Consider the following 14,382-nt stretch of genomic DNA (forward strand, 5'->3'; position numbering starts at 1 on the left):
ACTTTCCAATACCCTGATTTCATTGGCAAAAAAGGTTGGCACGATTGCTGTAACAGCAACGGCAACCATGTGAAGCCTCAGGCTCAGGAGTTGTCGCAATGCTCAATGCCGAACACCGTGCAATCATCAAAGCCACTGTCCCTCTGCTGGAAACCGGTGGTGAAGCGCTGACCACCCACTTCTACAAGATGATGCTCAGCGAGTACCCAGAGGTGCGCCCGCTGTTCAACCAGGCCCACCAGGCCAGCGGCGACCAGCCGCGCGCCCTGGCCAATGGCGTACTGATGTATGCCCGTCACATCGACCAGCTGGAACAGCTCGGGGGCCTGGTTGGCCAGATCATCAACAAACACGTTGCCCTGCAGATCCTGCCGGAGCACTACCCGATTGTCGGCAGCTGCCTGCTGCGCGCCATCGAAGAAGTGCTGGGCAAGGACATCGCCACGCCTGAGGTGATCGCGGCCTGGGCTGCTGCCTACGGCCAGCTGGCCGACATCCTGATGGGCGCCGAGGAAAGCCTCTACAAACAGAAGGAAGAGGCTGCCGGTGGCTGGCGCGGCAGCCGCGAATTCCGCCTGGTCCGTCGTGAGCAGGAAAGCAGCGAAATCACCTCGTTCTACCTCGCCCCGGTAGATGGCAAGCCGGTACTGAAGGCAGAACCCGGCCAGTACATTGGCCTGCAACTGTTCATCGACGGTGTCGAGCAGCGGCGCAATTATTCGTTGTCTGCCCTGTGCGACGGCCAGCAATACCGCATCAGCGTCAAGCGCGAGGAGGGCGGCAAGGTCTCCAACCATCTGCATGATGTACTGGCGGTGGGCGACACCTTGCAGCTGTTCCCGCCAGCAGGGGATTTCACCCTGGCGGCCAGCGCCAAGCCGCTGGTGTTGATCAGCGGTGGGGTGGGCATCACACCGACGTTGGCGATGCTTGAGGCGGCGCTGAAGACACCGCGTGAGGTGCATTTCATCCACTGCGCGCGCAACGGTGCCGTGCATGCTTTTCGCGACTGGGTTGACGGCCTGGCCGAGCGTCACCCGCAGCTCAAACGCTTCTACTGCTATGCCGAACCGGAAGGCGGCGCTGCTGCCGATGCCGTGGGCTTGCTGAGCGAGGACCTGCTGGCCGAGTGGCTGCCGCACGGGCGTGATGTGGATGCGTATTTCCTCGGGCCCAAGGGCTTCATGGCGGCAGTCAGGCGCCAGCTCAAGAGCCTGGGGGTACCGGAGCAGCAAAGCCGCTACGAGTTCTTCGGGCCGGCGTCGGCCCTGGAGTGATGTACTGACTGTACCGGCCTCTTCGCGGGCACGCCCGCGAAAGCGCCGATCAATACTTCCTGCCTATATATAAGGAAAGATGAACGGTGCCTCGGCACCTTTCACCTTTAATCCTCCTTTAATCACTGTATCCTTCACTCCCGGGTGTCGAGGGGCTTCCCCCTGCGCGGCACCCGGCAGCCGCTTTTTTACCGGCCAGCGTTGAACCGACCTTGCTGCAACCGGTCTCAGCATCTCCGGATAGCCCTGCGCAGTGCTGTCTCGCCGCCTCCTCGACACGCTAAAGGCCCTGCCTGCGTGTAGAATTGCGCCAGGCGGGCGGACCACGCTGCCCCCTATCCATCGAAGGAATCGGCAATGAACGAACAAACATCGCGCCTGAACCGCGAACGGCGCTTTCTGGTACTGCTGGGGGTGATCTGCCTCGCCCTGATCGGCGGTGCGCTGTACATGCAGGTGGTGCTGGGCGAGGCCCCATGCCCGCTGTGCATTCTGCAACGCTATGCCTTGCTGTTTATCGCCATCTTCGCGTTCATTGCCGCCGCCATGCCCGGGCGCCGCAGCCTGACCCTGTTCGAGGGCCTGGTGGTGCTCAGTGCCATTGGCGGAATCGTTGCGGCTGGCAACCATGTGTATATACTCGCCAACCCGATGGTCAGTTGCGGCATCGATACCCTGCAGCCCATCGTCGACGACCTGCCCCTGGCCAAGCTCTGGCCGCTGGCATTCCAGGTCGATGGCTTCTGCAGCACGCCGTACCCGCCGATCCTCGGTTTGTCGCTGGCGCAGTGGGCGCTGGTGGCATTCGTCCTGACCGCCGTCCTGGTCCCGTTCGGTATCTACCGCAACCGGCGTCAGTCTTAGACATAAGTCACGATTTCGGTGTGGTCTTTTGCACCGGATGAGAACAACGAAATGTTCTCTCCCGCTTGATCCAGATCAACCTCAAAGCCTTGCGGAATGCGGGTTTGAGGGCTATCAAGCGGGGTGCGACAAACTGTCGCGAAGTTGATTTATCGGGCTGGATTGTTGCAGATTCTGTAAAGGACTGTTGCTCAATAAGTCATAGTCAAGGGTTGGCGACCTATCTACAATCGCCCCCAATTTCCGTTCGGCACTGCTTGCGAGTCGCAGGATTGAAGGAAGCCCCAGCGCTCCTTTTTGCTGACTTCGTCAAGTTTCGCCCAACGGCGATACCGGGCGGACCCCCCTCCGCGTTTTCCCGCACCAAATGGACTTGGTCTGAAGTACAGGCCTGTTGCCTACGAAACCATAAGCACCGCTAACCCGCTTTGCGCCAAGGTCCTGCAGTCGGACCCGGGCAGGAGCGAGTACGGGCGCGCAATGCCGCACTTGGCAGGACGAAGTGTTGGCTACCAAAACACAAATTGCATTGAAGCAAGCTGATCTAGAGGTCGTGAGATGAGTAAAAAGCGTTACCCCAGACTGTTTGGCATATTGCCCTTTTTAGGCATGCTTTTACTCAGTGGGTGCAACTGGACCCTGCTCGACCCGAAAGGTCAGGTCGGCATTGAGCAAAAGAACCTGATCCTGATCGCAACCGGCCTGATGCTGCTGGTGGTGATTCCGGTCATCATCATGACCGTGGCATTCGCCTGGAAGTATCGTGCTTCCAACAAGGCCGCCACCTACACCCCCGACTGGTCGCACTCGACCAAGATCGAAGCCGCGGTGTGGATCATCCCGATCATCATCATCATCGCCCTGGGTTACGTCACCTACAAGTCGACCCACAAGCTGGACCCTTACCGTCCGCTTGACTCGGACGTGAAGCCGATTCAGATCGACGTGGTCGCGCTGGACTGGAAATGGCTGTTCATCTACCCGGAACAGGGCATCGCCACGGTCAACAAGATCGTCTTCCCGGCTAACACCCCGGTCAACTTCCGCGTCACCTCCGACGCCGTGATGAACTCGTTCTTCATCCCGGGCCTGGGCGGCCAGATCTACGCCATGGCCGGCATGACCACCAAGCTGCACCTGATCGCCAACGAAAACGGCGAGTTCGACGGTATCAGCGCGAACTACAGCGGTGCTGGCTTCACCGGCATGAAATTCAAGGCCACTGCCACCTCCCAGGAGGACTTCGACAAGTGGGTCGCCGAGGTCAAGCAGTCGCCGAAGAAGCTGGACAAGGCCGAATACGACGCCTTGGCCAAACCAAGCGAAAACAACCCGGTCGCGCTGTACAGCGAGGCCTCGCCTGACCAGTTCCAGATCATCGTCGACAAGTACGAAGGCATGAACCGCGGTCGTCCGAGCCACGAAGAAGCAGGCAGCAAAGATCTGGCCACAACCAAGGGTGTGGAATCGAGTATGCAACCAGCTGCCGGTGCAGAGGAGTAAGAGATGTTCGGTAAATTAACCCTGGAGGCGATACCCTTCCACGAGCCGATAGTCATGGTGACGCTTGCCATGATCGCGCTCGGGGGTATTGCTGTCGTTGGTGCTATCACCTATTTCCGCAAGTGGACCTACTTGTGGACCGAGTGGTTGACCACCGTCGACCACAAGAAAATCGGGGTGATGTACATCGTCGTCGCGATGGTCATGCTGCTGCGCGGCTTTGCCGACGCCATCATGATGCGTACCCAGCTGGCTGCCGCTACCGGTGGCTCCGAAGGCTACCTGCCGCCTGAACACTATGACCAGATCTTCACCGCCCACGGTGTGATCATGATCATCTTCATGGCGATGCCGTTCTTCACCGGCCTGATGAACCTGGCGGTTCCGCTGCAGATCGGTGCACGTGACGTTGCCTTCCCGTTCCTGAACTCCCTGAGCTTCTACCTGCTGCTGGCAGGCGTGCTGCTGGTCAACATCTCGCTGGGCGTTGGTGAATTCGCCAAGACCGGCTGGGTTGCCTATCCGCCGCTCGCGGGCATTCAGTACAGCCCTGGGGTGGGTGTCGACTACTACATCTGGGCGCTACAGCTCTCAGGCCTGGGTACGACACTGACCGGCGTGAACTTCCTCGTCACCGTGATGAAGATGCGCGCACCTGGCATGAAGCTGATGGACATGCCGATCTTCACCTGGACCTGCACCTGGGCCAACGTGCTGATCGTGGCTTCGTTCCCGATCCTGACCGCTGCACTCGCTCTGCTGACTGTTGACCGTTATCTGGACTTCCACATTTTCACCAACGAGCTTGGTGGGAACCCGATGATGTACGTCAACCTGTTCTGGGCGTGGGGTCACCCTGAGGTTTACATCCTGATCCTGCCGGCCTTCGGCGTGTTCTCGGAAGTGACTTCGACCTTCTCCGGCAAGCGTCTGTTCGGCCACCACTCGATGATCTACGCATCGGGCGCCATCGCCGTGCTGGGCTTCGCTGTATGGCTGCACCACTTCTTCACCATGGGTGCCGGCGCCAGCGTCAACACCTTCTTCGGCCTGGCGACGATGCTGATCTCCATTCCGACCGGTGTGAAGCTGTTCAACTGGCTGTTCACCATGTACCAGGGCCGTGTGCGCTTCACCGCACCGATGCTGTGGACCCTGGGCTTCATGATCACCTTCTCGATCGGTGGCATGACTGGCGTTCTGCTGGCTGTTCCAGGTGCTGACTTCGTGCTGCACAACAGCCTGTTCGTAATCGCTCACTTCCACAACGTGATCATTGGTGGTGCGGTATTCGGCTACATCGCCGGCTTCGCCTACTGGTGGCCAAAAGCGTTCGGCTTCAAGCTGAACGAGAAGTGGGGCAAGGCTGCATTCTGGTTCTGGATCTCCGGTTTCTACGTTGCGTTCATGCCGCTGTACGCCCTGGGCTTCATGGGCATGACCCGTCGTCTGAACCACTCCGACAACCCACTGTGGGAACCCTACCTGTACGTAGCCGTTGTCGGCGCCGTGCTGATCCTGTTCGGTATCGCCTGCCAGCTGATCCAGATCGTCGTTTCGATCCGCGATCGCGAGCAGAACCTGGACGTGACCGGCGACCCATGGGGCGGCCGTACCCTGGAATGGTCGACTTCGTCGCCACCTCCGTTCTACAACTTCGCCCACATGCCAGAGAAAGTTGGCCTGGACTGCTGGAACGAAGCCAAGGAAGCCGGTGTCGCCTACAAGGTGCCAGGCAAGTACGAAGCGATCCACATGCCGAACAACACCGCTACCGGTCTGTTCATGGGTCTGTTCCTGACTGTCTTCGGCTTCGCTTTCATCTGGCACATCTGGTGGCTGGTTGGCGCGAGCCTGCTGGCAACCATCGCGGTCTTCGTTCGCCACGCTGCGCGTGACGACCAGGGCTACATGGTTCCGGCCGAAGAAGTGGCGCGCATCGAAGGCGAGCGTCTCAAAGCGCTGGCCAAAGCAGGTGCTCTGCCTGCCGGCGCACGTGTCGAATCGTTTGAACGGGTGTAATCAATGTCCAGTCAAGTAATCCACGGTGGCGCGCATGGTCATGACCATGCTCATGATGACCACCACCACGACTCGGGCCAGATGACCGTCCTCGGTTTCTGGCTGTACCTGATGACCGACTGCATCCTGTTTGCGTCGCTCTTCGCCACCTACGCGGTGCTGTCCGGCAGTTTTGCCGGCGGCCCGTCGGGTCACGACATCTTCCAGCTCGACTTCGTAGCTGTAGAAACGCTGTTCCTGCTGCTGTCCTCGATCACCTTCGGCTTCGCCATGCTGAAGATGTTCGACGGCAAGAAAGCTGGCGTACTGGGCTGGTTGGCTGTGACCTTCCTGTTCGGTGCAGGCTTCATCGCGATGGAAATCTATGAATTCCATCACCTGATCGGCGAGGGCTTCGGCCCGACCCGCAGTGGCTTCCTGTCGGGCTTCTTCGCCCTGGTAGGCACCCACGGTCTGCACGTGACCGCCGGCCTGATCTGGATGGCAATCATGATGTACCAGATCAACAAGCACGGCATCACGCCGACCGCCAAGACCCGCATGAGCTGCCTGAGCCTGTTCTGGCACTTCCTGGACGTGGTCTGGATCTGCGTATTCACCGTCGTCTACCTGCTGGGAGTTCTGTAATGGCTAACGCACACGACACTCATCACGAAGGTAACCACGGCAGCGTCAAGTCGTACATGATCGGCTTCATCCTGTCGATCATCCTGACCGCGATCCCGTTTGGCCTGGCCATGTCGCCAAGCCTGCCGAAGAACCTGACCGTTCTGATCATCGTGGCCATGGCTGTGATTCAGGTAGTGGTACACCTGGTGTACTTCCTGCACATGGACCGCTCGAAAGAGCAGCGTTCCAACGTGTCGACGTTCCTGTTCACCACCCTGGTAATCGCTCTGCTGGTCGGCCTGTCGCTGTGGATCATGTTCAGCATCCACTTCGAAATGATGGCCAAGTGAGGTAAGACTGCATGTCCGTTAAGCACTTTATCCAAATCACCAAACCGGGGATCATTTTCGGTAACGTGCTTTCCGTGGCAGGCGGTTTCTTCCTTGCCTCGAAGGGCCATGTGGACTTCGCCCTGTTCCTGGCGGTGGTGATCGGTACTTCGCTGGTGGTTGCGTCCGGATGCGTGTTCAACAACTGCATCGACCGTGACATCGACCACAAGATGGAGCGGACCAAGAACCGCGTCATGGTGCAGGGCGGCATGTCGCTGACCCTCGCGCTGGCCTACGCCACCCTCCTGGGGGTGGCGGGTTTCAGCCTGCTGTACGTGCAGGCCAACCCGCTGTCGGCGTTCTGCGCGCTGATTGGCTTCGTCGTCTACGTCGGTTTCTACAGCCTCTGGCTGAAGCGCAAATCGGTGCACGGCACCTTGGTCGGCAGCCTTTCCGGTGCCATGCCTCCGGTGATCGGCTATTGCGCCGTTAGCAACAGCTTCGACCTGGCTGCAGTGACCTTGCTGGTGATGTTCAGTCTGTGGCAGATGCCACACAGCTTTGCCATCGCGATCTTCCGCTTCAAGGATTACAGCGCTGCCAATATCCCGGTCCTGCCGGTGGCGCGCGGCGTCCTCGCGGCGAAGAAGCAGATCGTGCTGTACGTGCTGGCTTTCCTGCTTGCCACCTTGATGCTCACCCTTGGCGGTTACGCCGGCCTCGGCTACCTGGCCGTGGCTGCAGCCATGGGCCTGTACTGGCTGTACATGGCCTGGGGTGGCTACAAGGCCGAGGACGACAGCAAGTGGGCCCGCAAGGTGTTCGGTTTCTCCATCCTCACCGTTACTGCCCTGAGCGTGATGATGGGTGTGGACAGCCAGACCGCTGCGGACGTACTGATGACCTACGCGCGCTGATCGAGGCGAGTGCTTCACTAGAAACCCGGCCACTGTGCCGGGTTTTTTTATGCCTGTTTTCCTGTGCCGACCCTTTCGCGGGACAAGCCCGCTCCCACAGGTACAGTGTCAGCTTCTAATGTGACGCGGTCCCTTAGGAGCGGGCTTGCCCCGCGAACAGGCCGGGCTAAAACATAAATCTATGATTTTCAAAAAATACATCTGAAAAATTCTAATAAAACAGGAAATTATCCTTTACAGGCATCCTGTTTCGGCACTATCTTCTGAGTCAGGCCGCCGCAGCGGCCAGCGTCGCTCGGACGGTTCCGGGCGCTTACGTCTCCAGAGGAAACCATGGCCAATCCAGGTTCGCCGCGCCGTTTCGCGCGCATCGATCGTCTCCCCCCTTACGTTTTCAACATCACTGCCGAACTCAAGATGGCAGCCCGCCGCCGTGGCGAGGACATCATCGACCTGAGCATGGGCAACCCCGATGGCGCGACCCCGCCGCACATCGTCGAGAAGCTGGTGCAGGTCGCCCAGCGTGATGACACCCATGGTTATTCCACCTCCCGCGGCATCCCGCGCCTGCGCCGGGCTATCTCCAACTGGTACAAGGAGCGCTATGAGGTCGATATCGACCCGGAAAGCGAAGCCATCGTCACCATCGGCTCGAAAGAGGGCCTGGCGCACCTGATGCTTGGCACCCTCGACCACGGCGACACCGTGCTGGTGCCCAACCCGAGCTACCCGATCCACATCTATGGCGCCGTGATCGCAGGTGCCCAGGTGCGCTCGGTGCCACTGGTGCCGGGGGTGGATTTCTTCAACGAGCTGGAGCGGGCGATTCGCGAGTCGATCCCCAAGCCGAAGATGATGATCCTCGGCTTCCCGTCCAACCCCACTGCCCAGTGCGTGGAGCTGGACTTCTTCGAGCGCGTGGTGGCCCTGGCCAAGCAGTACGACGTGCTGGTGGTGCACGACCTGGCCTACGCCGACATCGTCTATGACGGCTGGAAAGCCCCGTCGATCATGCAGGTGCCGGGCGCCAAGGACATCGCGGTGGAGTTCTTCACGCTGTCCAAGAGCTACAACATGGCCGGCTGGCGGATCGGTTTCATGGTCGGCAACCCCGAGCTGGTCAGCGCTTTGGCGCGCATCAAGAGCTACCACGACTACGGCACCTTCACCCCGCTGCAGGTGGCGGCCATCGCCGCCCTGGAAGGTGACCAACAGTGTGTGCGTGACATCGCCGAGCAATACCGCCAGCGCCGCAACCTGCTGGTCAAGGGCCTGCACGAACTGGGCTGGATGGTCGAGAACCCCAAGGCGTCGATGTACGTGTGGGCGAAGATTCCAGAGCAGTATGCGCACCTGGGCTCGCTGGAGTTTGCCAAGAAGCTGCTGGCCGAGGCCAAGGTCTGCGTGTCGCCGGGTATCGGTTTTGGTGACTACGGCGACGACCATGTGCGCTTCGCCCTGATCGAGAACCAGGACCGCATCCGCCAGGCGATCCGCGGCATCCGTCAGATGTTCCGAGCTGACGGATTGACCCAGAAGTAACGCGTCACCCGGGCCCGCTTCGGCGGGCCCGGGCCTGCCGGATCAACGGCAAACTATTTTTGCATTGCCCCTCTTCTCAGCCGACCTGGCTTCGATTACAAATGGCGCGCGGGCCCAGCCCCGATAACAACAACCTTCCTTCCGTGCCATCATGTCCGAATACAACCCTTGCCTTGACTGCGGCGCCTGCTGCGGGTACTTCCGTGTGTCCTTCTTCTGGGGCGAATGCCAGTCTGCCGGCGGTGTTGTGCCGGATGACCTGGTCGTACAGATCAACCCTACCCGTGTTGCGATGATCGGCACCGACGCCAAGCCTTGCCGCTGCGTGAGCCTGCAGGGTGAGATTGGTACCGAGGTGGCGTGCACCATCTACGCCAACCGTTCCAGCCCGTGCCGCGAGTTCGAGGCGTCGTGGGTGGATGGTGTGCATAACCCCAGCTGTGACGATGCGCGGGCGGCCTATGGGCTGCCGCCGTTGACCCCGCCGGGGGCCAACGAGCCGCATTGGCCGGATGATGGGGCCGAGGTAGCCTGAGCTAGCAGATGTAAGAAATGTCTGAATCTGAAACCAAATGCTTCAGCAGGGTGGGGGTGGCGATTTATCCTACGGCCTCTGTCGGATGCCGTCTGATAGTCAGGGAACTGCTTCAGCGATAACTTCATGGCTCGCCCACATTGGCGAGCGAGTGTGAGAACTCGTTGTTGGTAGACGGCCATTTTATGGCAGCTGTGCGCGTGCAGGCTTCGGTCTGACCGTGATGTCTCCAACACGGGCTTCTCACCTCGCGCACGGCTGCCACCCTAATCTGTGAGAAGGATTGAGGCGGTTGCTTCCATTCAAGCCATTGGAGACAACCATGAAAAAGTTGGTACCTGATCCACCGCCTTCATTTCCCATTCCCTACATCACGATAATCGCCGACCTGTCCATTGAAGACGCCAAGCCCCACGCCGCCGCGCTCATGGACGCCCTTTCCAACACCATTCAGCTTTGCCTGGTCACACAAGACGCTGAACAGCGCCAAACCGTGCTCGAAAACATCGCCATCATCACCGAACTGCTCCGGGCGCTATCCACCCACATGGCGAATCTCGAGGTGGCCCATGGCTGACGAACTGAAATCGCGAACCACGGCGGGCAAGGAGACCTTTCTTGACCTGTACGCCATCCAGCCCGGCATCCCGCTTGATCATGCCTTTGATGAACTGTCGGTGTTGCTGGGGTGTATTCGGCATCTGAGCGAAGAGGCCGAAATGGAGAGCAACCTGATTGCGGGCAGTGCCACGCGGATTCTCAGTGCCATGGCCAAGGCGCTGATCAATGACATGGAAATGGGCCTGAACCGCGGCGCCTGAAGGGGATTCGCCGATAGAGTTGCAGCGCTCTTGAGATCGAGCGCCGCCCGCGCGGCGCTCGGTTTCTGCCCCACCACACATCCCAAGACATACACCCGCAGCCCCACACATAACGTTAAACTGTCATCTCCCCAGCAATGGACAGGAGATCCGGCGTGACCCCACCCCGCAGTTTCCCGACTGACCTCTGCCTCGACAGCCCGCGCCTGCAGCTGCGCCCGATGCGCCACGCCGACGCCGCGCAGTGGCTGAAGATCATGGCCGACCCCGAGGTCATGCGTTACTGGCACCATGCCCCCTGGCAAGACCTGGCCGAAGCCGAAAGCGCCCTGGCCGCCGACCGCGAAGCCTATACCAATGGCGACCAGCTCAAGCTGGGCATGTACCGCCGCGACAATGGCGAACTGATCGGCATGGTCCAGCTGTTCAACATCGACGATGTCTCGCGCCGTGGCGAGATCGGCTACTGCCTGGCCAGCGCCGTGCAGGGCAGGGGCTACATGGACGAAGCACTGACCTGTTTCATCGACTACATCGCCCATACCCTGCACATGCGCCGCCTCGAAGGCGAGATCGACCCACGCAACCAGGGCTCGGCCCGTACCCTCGAACGCCAGGGCTTCGTGCTCGAAGGCACGTTGCGGGCGCGTTGGTGCGTGGCCGGCGAGCTGACCGACTCGGGCATCTATGGCCTGCTGCTGGAGCCGCCAGTCGCATGACCCTTGGCGCCCGTTTACCGGCCTTCTACCTGACCCTGAGCCTTGCCCTGTACCTGCTCAGCCTGGCCTTCGACGGCGCCCTGATGAGCGCCGGCCGGCACATGCCGGCGCTGCAGATGTTCCTGTACGGCCCCTGGGGGATACCCTTCGGGATGTTCCAATGGTTCGCCAACCCGCTGCTGGCGGTGGCCATCCTTTGCCATCGACGTTTTCGCCGGCTGGCGCTGCTGCTTGGGCTGGGTGCGTTGTACCTGGCGGCCAGCAGCTTTGGCATCGAACGCCTGCCGGACAACATCAGCTATGAATTCACCCACCGCACTGGCTTCGGCGCAGGCTACTACCTGTGGCTGGCGGCAATTGCGGTGTTCTGCGTGGGCCAGGCATGGCAGTGCTGGGCCGCGCGCAGCAGTGCCGATGTGCCGGGCTGGAACTGGCTGGATGTCGCCCTGATCGCGGCGCTGGCCGTGACCGCCTATTCGGCGACTCAGATGCCAGCGCTGCAATTCGAGCCGGGCAAGGTGTTGATGCCGCCTGAACCGGTGCAAACGCTTTGAGGGGATTTGCGATGAACAAGCGATACCTGCTGCTCATGGCCTTTTTCGCGCCGTTGGCGCAGGCCGACGACAACTCGCCGGCCTACAGCCAATGCATGGACAAGGCTTCCAGCACAGTGGCCATGAGCAGTTGCATTCAGGCTGAAACCCAACTTCAGGACCAGCGCCTGAACCGGGTCTACAAGCAACTCGCGACCAAGCTTGGCGCCGGGCAGCAGAAGAGCCTGCGCGATGTGCAGCGCCAGTGGATCGCCTATCGAGACGCCAACTGCAAGTTCCATGTGCAAGCCAGTGGCGGAACCATGGCGCAGCTGGAAGGCGGCATGTGTGTGCTGGACATGACCCGCGAGCGGGCGGCGGAGCTGGAGCGGGTGCTCAGCCCCGGGCAGTGAGGTCGCCTGGGCTGGCCCATTCGCGGGCAAGCCCGCTCCCACAGAGACCGATTTACTTCCGGTGTTTACGCAGCGCCCGTGCCTTGAGGTACTCACGCACTTCCACCCCATCCCCGGCAAACTCGATCCGCTCGGCCTTGGCTTCGCGCTGGTAGGCGTACATCGGATCGTAGTATTCCTTGAGCAACCCTTCGATCCAGCCCCGGTGCAGGTCCACCGCGCCACTGCGCAGCTGCTCGTCCAGCGCCTCGCTCAAGATCGCTGACAAGCGTTGGAAGCGCTCGCCGCCAAGACGCTTGTGGATGTTGCTCATGCTTTGCGTCATCCGCCCGGCGAACTTCAGGCGGCCGTCTTCCTCGCCATGCACGTCGACGAACTCGGCGCACAGGTTGATCACGTAATCGCGCAGGATGCGCTCCACGCGATTGTCGAAACTGTCCTCCAGCCACACCATCGGGTAGCGCTGCATGCCCTGGTACAGCTCCAGCGGCACCGAACAACTGCCGACGATGCGGCCTTCATCTTCCAGCACGAACTGTTCGATGCCACGGGCGCGCTTTTTCAGCACGTCGATGGCCAGCTTGTTCTCGAAGTCGATCTGCGCCGGCTGGGCGGTGGCGCGCTTGCCGAAGCTGGAGCCACGGTGGTTGGCATGGCCTTCAAGGTCGAGCACGTTGTTCAGCTGCTGCAGCACATCGGTCTTGCCGGTGCCGGTGAGGCCGCCGACCAGCACGAAGTCGCATTGCTCCACGGCCTGCTGGGTGGTTTCCAGCAGGAAGGTGCGCATGGCCTTGTAGCCACCCTTGATACGTGGGTAGTCAATACCGGCCTCGTCACGCAGCCACTGCTGCACGATCAGCGAGCGCAGGCCGCCGCGGGCGCAGTACAGGTAACCGTCAGGGTGGGCCTTGGCGAAGCTGGCCCAGGCATGCAGGCGCTCGCGCTTGGTCGCGCCGCTGACCAACTGGTGGCCGAGGGTGATGGCGGCGGCCTGGCCCTGCTGCTTGTAGCAGGTGCCGACCTTCTGTCGCTCCTGGTCAGTCATCAGCGGCAGGTTGACGGTGCCGGGGAAGGCACCTTTGACGAATTCGATCGGCGCGCGCATGTCCATCATCGGCGCGTCGTCGAGGAACAGCTGGCGGAAGTCGGTGCAGTCGGGGCGCATCAGTTCACCTCGACTGCGTGGCGCTGTCGCTCGACCAGCAGGCCGATCGGCGAAAGGTTCAGGCCCAGTTCGCCGGCCACTGCCAGGAACTCGGCTTCGCCTTCAGGGGTTACCGCAACCAGCAGGCCACCGCTGGTCTGCGGGTCGCACAGCAGGTGCTTCTGCTCGTCGGTCAGCGCGCCGAGCTTGTGCCCGTAGCTGTCGTAATTGCGCAGGGTGCCGCCAGGAATGCAGCCTTCGGCGAGGTAATGGTCGACGCTCGGCAGGCGCGGCACGGCGGCGTAATTCAGCTGCGCAGTCAGGCTGCTGCCTTCGGCCAGCTCCACCAAATGGCCAAGCAGGCCGAAGCCGGTGACATCGGTCATCGCCTTGACCCCGTCGAGCTTGCCGAAGCGGCTGCCCGGGGTGTTCAGCGTGCACATCCAGTCGCGCGCCAGGCCCTGGTCCTGCTCGCGCAGCTTGGCCTTCTTCTCGGCGGTGGTGAGGATGCCGATGCCCAGGGGCTTGGTCAGGTACAGGCGGCAGCCGGCGGTGGCGGTGTCGTTGCGCTTGAGGTGGCGCTTGCTGACCACGCCGGTCACCGCCAGGCCGAAGATCGGCTCAGGCGCGTCGATGGAGTGGCCGCCGGCCAGCGGGATGCCGGCTTCGGCGCACACGGCGCGGCCGCCGCGGATCACTTCGCGGGCGACTTCCGGGGGCAGTACATTGACCGGCCAGCCGAGGATGGCGATGGCCATCAGCGGGTCACCGCCCATGGCATAGATATCGCTGATCGCGTTGGTCGCGGCGATGCGGCCGAAGTCGTACGGGTCGTCGACGATCGGCATGAAGAAGTCGGTGGTCGATACCACCCCGCGCTCATCGTCCAGGGCATACACGGCGGCGTCGTCACGCGAGGCATTGCCAACCCACAACTTCGGGTCCAGGGCCTGGGCACCGCTTTCGGCGAGGATCACATCCAGCACCTTGGGGGAGATCTTGCAGCCACAGCCGGCACCGTGGCTGTACTGGGTCAGGCGAATCGGCTCGCTCATATGCACCTCAGGGGATCAATTTGTTGCGCGATTGTAGCAAAGCTGGCCTTTGCGCCTGTGCCTCTTATAATTCCCAACGTCGGCGCGTTGCCGGCT

Annotated in this window: 16 protein-coding genes; 14 read left to right on the plus strand and 2 right to left on the minus strand. The window is 61.3% G+C overall.

The window, feature by feature from the left end; all coding sequences use genetic code 11:
• Nucleotides 1-98: 98 nt before the first annotated feature.
• From hmpA to ACQKPS_RS08505, 14 genes are all read left to right on the plus strand, one after another.
• Nucleotides 99-1,277, plus strand: a complete 1,179-nt coding sequence (hmpA, locus tag ACQKPS_RS08440; RefSeq protein WP_427603607.1) for an NO-inducible flavohemoprotein — start codon at nt 99-101, stop codon at nt 1,275-1,277.
• Between the two features lie 357 nt (nt 1,278-1,634).
• Nucleotides 1,635-2,141: a disulfide bond formation protein B gene (locus ACQKPS_RS08445; protein ID WP_254483270.1), complete on the plus strand. Its 507-nt coding sequence runs from the start codon at nt 1,635-1,637 to the stop codon at nt 2,139-2,141.
• A gap of 558 nt (nt 2,142-2,699) precedes the next feature.
• Nucleotides 2,700-3,644 (plus strand): ubiquinol oxidase subunit II, encoded by a 945-nt coding sequence (gene cyoA / locus ACQKPS_RS08450; RefSeq protein WP_054887536.1) that lies wholly within the window; start codon nt 2,700-2,702, stop codon nt 3,642-3,644.
• 3 nt (nt 3,645-3,647) lie between these two features.
• On the plus strand, nt 3,648-5,666 hold the full coding sequence (cyoB, locus tag ACQKPS_RS08455; RefSeq protein WP_054887537.1) for a cytochrome o ubiquinol oxidase subunit I: 2,019 nt from the start codon (nt 3,648-3,650) through the stop codon (nt 5,664-5,666).
• 3 nt (nt 5,667-5,669) lie between these two features.
• Nucleotides 5,670-6,293 (plus strand): cytochrome o ubiquinol oxidase subunit III, encoded by a 624-nt coding sequence (gene cyoC / locus ACQKPS_RS08460; protein WP_027920308.1) that lies wholly within the window; start codon nt 5,670-5,672, stop codon nt 6,291-6,293.
• Nucleotides 6,293-6,625 carry a cytochrome o ubiquinol oxidase subunit IV gene (gene cyoD, locus ACQKPS_RS08465; protein WP_054887538.1) on the plus strand — a complete coding sequence of 111 codons (333 nt, stop codon included), beginning with the start codon at nt 6,293-6,295 and terminating at the stop codon, nt 6,623-6,625. The genes cyoC and cyoD overlap by 1 nt, the downstream gene beginning before the upstream one ends.
• An 11-nt stretch (nt 6,626-6,636) precedes the next feature.
• Nucleotides 6,637-7,524: a heme o synthase gene (gene cyoE, locus ACQKPS_RS08470; RefSeq protein ID WP_313203132.1), complete on the plus strand. Its 888-nt coding sequence runs from the start codon at nt 6,637-6,639 to the stop codon at nt 7,522-7,524.
• 333 nt (nt 7,525-7,857) lie between these two features.
• Nucleotides 7,858-9,066: an alanine transaminase gene (alaC, locus tag ACQKPS_RS08475; RefSeq protein ID WP_054887540.1), complete on the plus strand. Its 1,209-nt coding sequence runs from the start codon at nt 7,858-7,860 to the stop codon at nt 9,064-9,066.
• 151 nt (nt 9,067-9,217) lie between these two features.
• Complete coding sequence (locus ACQKPS_RS08480; protein ID WP_254483272.1) at nt 9,218-9,601, plus strand: YkgJ family cysteine cluster protein; 384 nt, start codon at nt 9,218-9,220, stop codon at nt 9,599-9,601.
• Between the two features lie 322 nt (nt 9,602-9,923).
• Complete coding sequence (locus tag ACQKPS_RS08485; RefSeq protein WP_427603611.1) at nt 9,924-10,178, plus strand: hypothetical protein; 255 nt, start codon at nt 9,924-9,926, stop codon at nt 10,176-10,178.
• Complete coding sequence (locus tag ACQKPS_RS08490) at nt 10,171-10,422, plus strand: DUF3077 domain-containing protein (protein ID WP_254483274.1); 252 nt, start codon at nt 10,171-10,173, stop codon at nt 10,420-10,422. The genes ACQKPS_RS08485 and ACQKPS_RS08490 overlap by 8 nt, the downstream gene beginning before the upstream one ends.
• A 155-nt stretch (nt 10,423-10,577) precedes the next feature.
• Nucleotides 10,578-11,141 carry a GNAT family N-acetyltransferase gene (locus tag ACQKPS_RS08495; protein WP_254483275.1) on the plus strand — a complete coding sequence of 188 codons (564 nt, stop codon included), beginning with the start codon at nt 10,578-10,580 and terminating at the stop codon, nt 11,139-11,141.
• On the plus strand, nt 11,138-11,695 hold the full coding sequence (locus tag ACQKPS_RS08500; protein ID WP_254483277.1) for a hypothetical protein: 558 nt from the start codon (nt 11,138-11,140) through the stop codon (nt 11,693-11,695). The genes ACQKPS_RS08495 and ACQKPS_RS08500 overlap by 4 nt, the downstream gene beginning before the upstream one ends.
• An 11-nt stretch (nt 11,696-11,706) precedes the next feature.
• Nucleotides 11,707-12,087, plus strand: coding sequence for a lysozyme inhibitor LprI family protein (locus ACQKPS_RS08505; protein ID WP_254483279.1), 381 nt, complete (start codon nt 11,707-11,709; stop codon nt 12,085-12,087).
• A gap of 52 nt (nt 12,088-12,139) precedes the next feature.
• On the opposite strand, the gene mnmH is transcribed toward ACQKPS_RS08505, so the two are convergent.
• Together mnmH and selD are read right to left on the minus strand one after the other, a co-directional pair.
• On the minus strand, nt 12,140-13,252 hold the full coding sequence (gene mnmH / locus ACQKPS_RS08510) for a tRNA 2-selenouridine(34) synthase MnmH (RefSeq protein ID WP_427603615.1): 1,113 nt from the start codon (nt 13,250-13,252) through the stop codon (nt 12,140-12,142).
• A complete protein-coding gene (gene selD / locus ACQKPS_RS08515; protein WP_427603617.1) occupies nt 13,252-14,286 on the minus strand; it encodes a selenide, water dikinase SelD in 1,035 nt (344 codons plus the stop codon). Before selD ends, mnmH begins: the two co-directional genes overlap by 1 nt.
• Nucleotides 14,287-14,382 lie beyond the last annotated feature (96 nt).

The sequence above is a fragment of the Pseudomonas sp. NPDC086566 genome, from assembly GCF_050280885.1.
Lineage (GTDB): Bacteria > Pseudomonadota > Gammaproteobacteria > Pseudomonadales > Pseudomonadaceae > Aquipseudomonas > Aquipseudomonas vlassakiae.

Bases quoted from the DNA above. Each gene is read 5' to 3' on its own strand.
- hmpA (WP_427603607.1), top strand. From the start codon at position 99: ATGCTCAATGCCGAACACCGTGCAATCATCAAAGCCACTGTCCCTCTG.
- ACQKPS_RS08445 (WP_254483270.1), top strand. From the start codon at position 1,635: ATGAACGAACAAACATCGCGCCTGAACCGCGAACGGCGCTTTCTGGTA.
- cyoA (WP_054887536.1), top strand. From the start codon at position 2,700: ATGAGTAAAAAGCGTTACCCCAGACTGTTTGGCATATTGCCCTTTTTA.
- cyoB (WP_054887537.1), top strand. From the start codon at position 3,648: ATGTTCGGTAAATTAACCCTGGAGGCGATACCCTTCCACGAGCCGATA.
- cyoC (WP_027920308.1), top strand. From the start codon at position 5,670: ATGTCCAGTCAAGTAATCCACGGTGGCGCGCATGGTCATGACCATGCT.
- cyoD (WP_054887538.1), top strand. From the start codon at position 6,293: ATGGCTAACGCACACGACACTCATCACGAAGGTAACCACGGCAGCGTC.
- cyoE (WP_313203132.1), top strand. From the start codon at position 6,637: ATGTCCGTTAAGCACTTTATCCAAATCACCAAACCGGGGATCATTTTC.
- alaC (WP_054887540.1), top strand. From the start codon at position 7,858: ATGGCCAATCCAGGTTCGCCGCGCCGTTTCGCGCGCATCGATCGTCTC.
- ACQKPS_RS08480 (WP_254483272.1), top strand. From the start codon at position 9,218: ATGTCCGAATACAACCCTTGCCTTGACTGCGGCGCCTGCTGCGGGTAC.
- ACQKPS_RS08485 (WP_427603611.1), top strand. From the start codon at position 9,924: ATGAAAAAGTTGGTACCTGATCCACCGCCTTCATTTCCCATTCCCTAC.
- ACQKPS_RS08490 (WP_254483274.1), top strand. From the start codon at position 10,171: ATGGCTGACGAACTGAAATCGCGAACCACGGCGGGCAAGGAGACCTTT.
- ACQKPS_RS08500 (WP_254483277.1), top strand. From the start codon at position 11,138: ATGACCCTTGGCGCCCGTTTACCGGCCTTCTACCTGACCCTGAGCCTT.
- ACQKPS_RS08505 (WP_254483279.1), top strand. From the start codon at position 11,707: ATGAACAAGCGATACCTGCTGCTCATGGCCTTTTTCGCGCCGTTGGCG.
- mnmH (WP_427603615.1), bottom strand. From the start codon at position 13,252: ATGCGCCCCGACTGCACCGACTTCCGCCAGCTGTTCCTCGACGACGCG.
- selD (WP_427603617.1), bottom strand. From the start codon at position 14,286: ATGAGCGAGCCGATTCGCCTGACCCAGTACAGCCACGGTGCCGGCTGT.